Annotated in this window: 3 protein-coding genes; 2 read left to right on the plus strand and 1 reads right to left on the minus strand. The window is 60.1% G+C overall.

Features of this window, described 5'->3' with window-relative positions; all coding sequences use genetic code 11:
- On the minus strand, positions 1 to 1371 hold a 1371-nt coding region (locus tag V7080_RS24030), incomplete at its 3' end, for an MFS transporter (protein ID WP_334190907.1).
- 325 nt (positions 1372 to 1696) lie between these two features.
- Between V7080_RS24030 and V7080_RS24035 the strand changes: the two genes are divergently transcribed.
- Complete coding sequence (locus V7080_RS24035) at positions 1697 to 2875, plus strand: acetyl-CoA C-acyltransferase (RefSeq protein WP_334190908.1); 1179 nt, start codon at positions 1697 to 1699, stop codon at positions 2873 to 2875.
- A 93-nt stretch (positions 2876 to 2968) separates the two neighbouring features.
- The gene (locus tag V7080_RS24040; protein WP_334190909.1) at positions 2969 to 4783 is read left to right on the plus strand and encodes an acyl-CoA dehydrogenase; all 1815 of its coding nucleotides are present in this window, start codon (positions 2969 to 2971) and stop codon (positions 4781 to 4783) included.
- Positions 4784 to 4911: the final 128 nt, after the last annotated feature.

A 4911-nucleotide genomic window follows, 5' to 3' on the forward strand; every position in this document is an offset into this window, starting at 1 on the left:
CACGAGGACCATGCCCTTGTTGATCTGGGCAGGATCGGCCTTTGGAGGATAACCTGCGGCCTTGATCGAATCGGCCAGCTCTTTCGAGAAGGTCTTGTCCTTGGCAGCGGCTTCGTCCTTCGGCAGTTTGGCGGCGTCATAGGATGTAATGACCTTGTCGCCGATCTTCACCGTGGCCAGGGTGCCCGGAGGTGCGGCTTCATTGGAATAGGCAACCGAAGCGGCAGCCAGTTTCGCCTTGATGATGTCGCAGGATGAAGTGAACTTCTTGGTGCCGGTCGGGTTGAACTGGAACTGGCAGTCCGCCGGATCGGCGGTCACCACCACCGGTGCGTTGACCAGTGCGGCTTCAAGCGCCGGGTTGGCGTAGTGCGTGATGGCCTTGAAGATCGGGAAGTAGGTCACGGCGGCAATCAGGCAGCCCGCCATGATGATCTTCTTGCGTCCAATCCTGTCCGACAGCGAGCCAAACACGATGAAGAACGGTGTGCCGATCACGAGCGCCGCGGCGATCAGCAGGTTGGCGGTGGCCGGTTCGACTTTCAGCGTCTGCGTCAGGAAAAACAATGCATAGAACTGGCCGGTGTACCACACGACAGCCTGGCCGGCGGTCAGGCCGATCAGCGCCAGGATCACGATCTTCAGGTTTTTCCACTGGCCAAAGGCTTCGGACAGCGGCGCCTTGGAGGTGCGGCCTTCGGCCTTCATCTTGGCGAACGCCGGCGATTCATTCATCGACAGGCGGATCCAGACCGAGATGGCCAGCAGGAAGATCGACACCAGGAACGGAATACGCCATCCCCAGTCGGCGAATGCGGCTTCGCCCATCGCGGTACGTGTTCCCAGGATCACCATCAGCGACAGGAACAGGCCGAGCGTTGCCGTGGTTTGAATCCAGGCGGTGAACGCGCCGCGCTTGCCGTGCGGCGCATGTTCCGCAACATAGGTGGCCGCACCGCCGTATTCGCCGCCGAGCGCGAGGCCCTGCAGGATACGCAGCGTGATGAGGATGACCGGTGCGGCAATGCCGATCGATGCGTAGGTAGGCAACAGTCCGACAATGAATGTCGACACGCCCATGATCAGGATGGTGACGAGGAAGGTATATTTACGACCGATCATGTCGCCGAGGCGACCGAAGACCAGGGCACCGAAGGGACGGACGATGAAACCGGCGGCAAACGCGAGCAACGCGAAAATGAATGCGGTGTTGGGGTCTGTGCCTGCGAAGAACTGCTTCGCAATGATCGCGGCCAGTGAGCCGTATAGATAAAAGTCGTACCACTCGAACACGGTCCCTAACGACGAGGCGAAGATGACTTTCTTCTCCTCTGCCGTCATGGTGTGCGCAGTTGTCTGTACTGTCGCCATGATAATCTCCTCGAATAATAAATATAAAGTGCTAAGCCTTGCGGCATTGCTTGCACGCGCCGAGTGTGCGACTTGAACCTTACACAATACTTGCTCCAAACTTACAGAAACTTACAGTTCCTGGAGGCCGCCGAAGCTGGCGGGAACCGAAGCGGACGGGCAGGTATCGATGGCTTATCCGATGGAAATTTTTTGCGAACGATCGTGCTAAAAATATGCTATTCTGATATTCGTTTTTTCCCCGGTCGAGTGGCTGGCTGTTCCCCGTATCGAACCGACCTCCATGTCAACACAGATCAACATAATTCAATTCAAGGAGCCTCAAATGACTGACGCCGTCATCGTATCCACCGCCCGCACCGGCCTCGCCAAATCCTGGAAAGGTGCATTCAATATGACCCACGGCGCGACCCTGGGCGGCCATGTACTGAAGGCGGCGATCGAGCGCGCCAAGATCGAGGCCGGGGAGGTGGAGGACGTGATCATGGGCTGCGCTACACCGGAAGGCGCGACCGGCAGCAACATCGCGCGCCAGATCGCGCTGCGCGGCGGCTGCCCGGTTACTACCGCCGGCATGACCATCAACCGTTTTTGCTCCTCCGGCCTGCAGACCATCGCAACTGCCGCCCAGCGTGTGATCGCCGGTGAAGGCGACATCTATGCCGCCGGCGGCGTCGAGTCCATTTCCTGCGTGCAGCAGGAAGCCAACAGCCACATGCTGGCCGAAGTCTGGCTGAAGAAGAACAAGCCGGAGATCTACTGGCCGATGCTGCAGACGGCCGAGACCGTCGCCAAGCGCTACAACATCAGCAAGGAACGCCAGGACGAGTACGGCGTGCAGAGCCAGCAGCGCGCTGCTGCCGCCCAGGCCGCCGGCAAGTTCAATGACGAGATCGTGCCGATGACCACCATCATGGGCGTGGCCGACAAGGAAAGCGGCATGCTGATCTCCCGCGAAGTCACGATTTCCGCCGATGAAGGCATCCGGGCCGACACCACGCTGGAAGGTGTGTCCAAAATCCGTACCGCGCTGCCGGGCGGCGTGATCACCGCCGGCAATGCCAGCCAGTTCTCCGACGGCGCATCGGTCGCCATCGTCATGAACAGCAAGCTTGCCGAGCAGAAGGGCCTGCAGCCGCTGGGCATCTATCGCGGTTTCGCGATTGCCGGTTGTGAACCGGATGAAATGGGTATCGGCCCGGTGTTCGCGATTCCGAAGCTGCTGAAGAAAGCCGGCCTGAAGGTGGAAGACATCGGCCTGTGGGAGCTGAACGAGGCGTTTGCGGTGCAGGTCCTGTATTGCCGCGACAAGCTGGGCATCCCTGCCGACCGTCTCAACGTCAACGGCGGTGCAATCGCGGTCGGCCATCCCTACGGCGTGTCGGGCGCCCGCCTGACCGGCCATGCGTTGATCGAAGGCAAGCGCCGCGGCGCGAAATACGTGGTGGTGACGATGTGCATCGGTGGTGGCCAGGGTGCCGCCGGCCTGTTCGAAGTGGTGTAACCGGCGCAGCGCGCAAACATCCCCAAGCCATCGTCATTCACTGTTTGCGTTCTCCACGCGGCCTCACGCCGCGTGGAGAACGGAGGTTGAACCATGCAATCCAAGATCATTTCCCGCCGCGATCTCGAATTCGTTTTGTATGAATGGCTGAATGCGGAGGCGCTCACGCAGCGCAGTCGCTACAGCGACCATTCCCGCGAAACCTTCAATGCGGCGCTCGATACCTGCGAGCAGATCGCCACCGACCTGTTTGAACCCCACAATAAAAAGAACGATCAGGAAGAACCGCATTTCGACGGCGAGACCGTCCATATCATCCCCGAGGTAAAGACCGCACTCAAGGCGTTCTGCGAATCCGGCCTGATGGCCGCCGGGCAGGATTACGACATGGGCGGCATGCAATTGCCGGTGCTGATCGAGAAAGCCGGGCTCGCGTACTTCAAGGGCGCCAACGTCGGCACCTCGTCCTACCCGTTCCTGACCATCGGAAATGCCAACACGCTGCTCAAATGCGGCACGCCGGAGCAGATCAATACCTTCGTCAAGCCGATGCTGGAAGGCCGCTTCTTCGGCACGATGTGCCTGTCGGAGCCCCAGGCCGGCTCGTCCCTGTCGGACATCACGACCCGCGCCGAACCTCAGGAGGACGGCACCTATCGTCTCAAGGGCAACAAGATGTGGATCTCGGCCGGAGAGCACGAACTGTCGGAAAACATCGTGCACCTGGTGCTGGCGAAAGTGCCCGGTCCGGACGGCAAGCTGATCCCGGGCGTGAAGGGCATTTCGCTGTTCATCGTACCGAAGAAGCTGGTGAACCAGGACGGCAGCATCGGCGAGCGCAATGATGTGGTGCTGGCCGGACTGAACCACAAGATGGGCTATCGCGGTACGACCAATTGCCTGCTCAATTTCGGCGAAGGCAAGTTCAAGCCGCAGGGCAAGCCCGGCGCGATCGGTTATCTTGTGGGCGAAGTGCATAAAGGCTTGGCCAACATGTTCCACATGATGAACGAGGCACGCATCGGTGTTGGCCTCGGCGCGGTGATGCTGGGATATACCGGCTACCTGCATTCGCTCGAATATGCGCGCGAGCGGCCGCAAGGGCGGCATCCCGGCGCGAAAGACCCGGCCCAGCCGCAGATCCCGATCATCCAGCACACCGACGTCAAGCGCATGCTGCTGGCGCAGAAAGCCTATGTCGAAGGCGGCCTCGCGCTCAATTTGTACTGCGCGCGTCTGGTGGATGACGAACGTACGCTGGAGTCGCCGGAAGAGCGCAAGCATGCGACGCTGCTGCTCGATATCCTCACGCCGATTGCCAAGTCATGGCCGTCGCAGTGGTGTCTCGAGGCGAACAGCCTGGCTATCCAGATCCATGGCGGTTATGGCTATACCCGCGAGTACAACGTCGAGCAGTTCTATCGCGACAATCGTCTCAATCCGATCCATGAAGGCACGCACGGCATCCAGGGTCTGGATCTGCTGGGCCGCAAGGTGTCGATGCAGAACGGCGCGGCATTCGAAGCGCTTGTCACGGAAGTCCGCAAGACGCTGTCCAAGGCTTCCGAAGTGCAGGAACTTGCTGGTTACGCCAAGTCCCTCGGCGATGCATGGCAGCGCATCGGCGCCGTCACGCGCACGCTGTATGCGGCGGGCGACATGAACAAGACGCTCGCCAACGCATCGGTGTATCTCGAGGCATTCGGCCATGCGGTCGTGGCATGGATGTGGCTGCAGCAGGCGATGCTGGCGGTCGGCAAGAGCGGGCATGACGCCGACTTCTACCAGGGGAAACTGCAGGCCTGCGCCTATTTCTTCAAATGGGAATTGCCGAAGGTGCAGCCGCAGCTCGATCTGCTGGAGAGCATCGATACGACGACGCTGGATATGCGGGATGCGTGGTTTTAAAAAACCTCCCTTGTAACTATTCCACCCTTGTAAGGCTCCTTCCCCCTCGTAGGGGGAAGGTTGGGATGGGGGTGTGAAGGTTGAGTAATCATATGCAGTCGCTCGACCTTACTACCCCACCCTAACCC

The organism is Noviherbaspirillum sp. (assembly GCF_036846085.1).
In the GTDB taxonomy this organism is placed as follows: domain Bacteria; phylum Pseudomonadota; class Gammaproteobacteria; order Burkholderiales; family Burkholderiaceae_D; genus Noviherbaspirillum.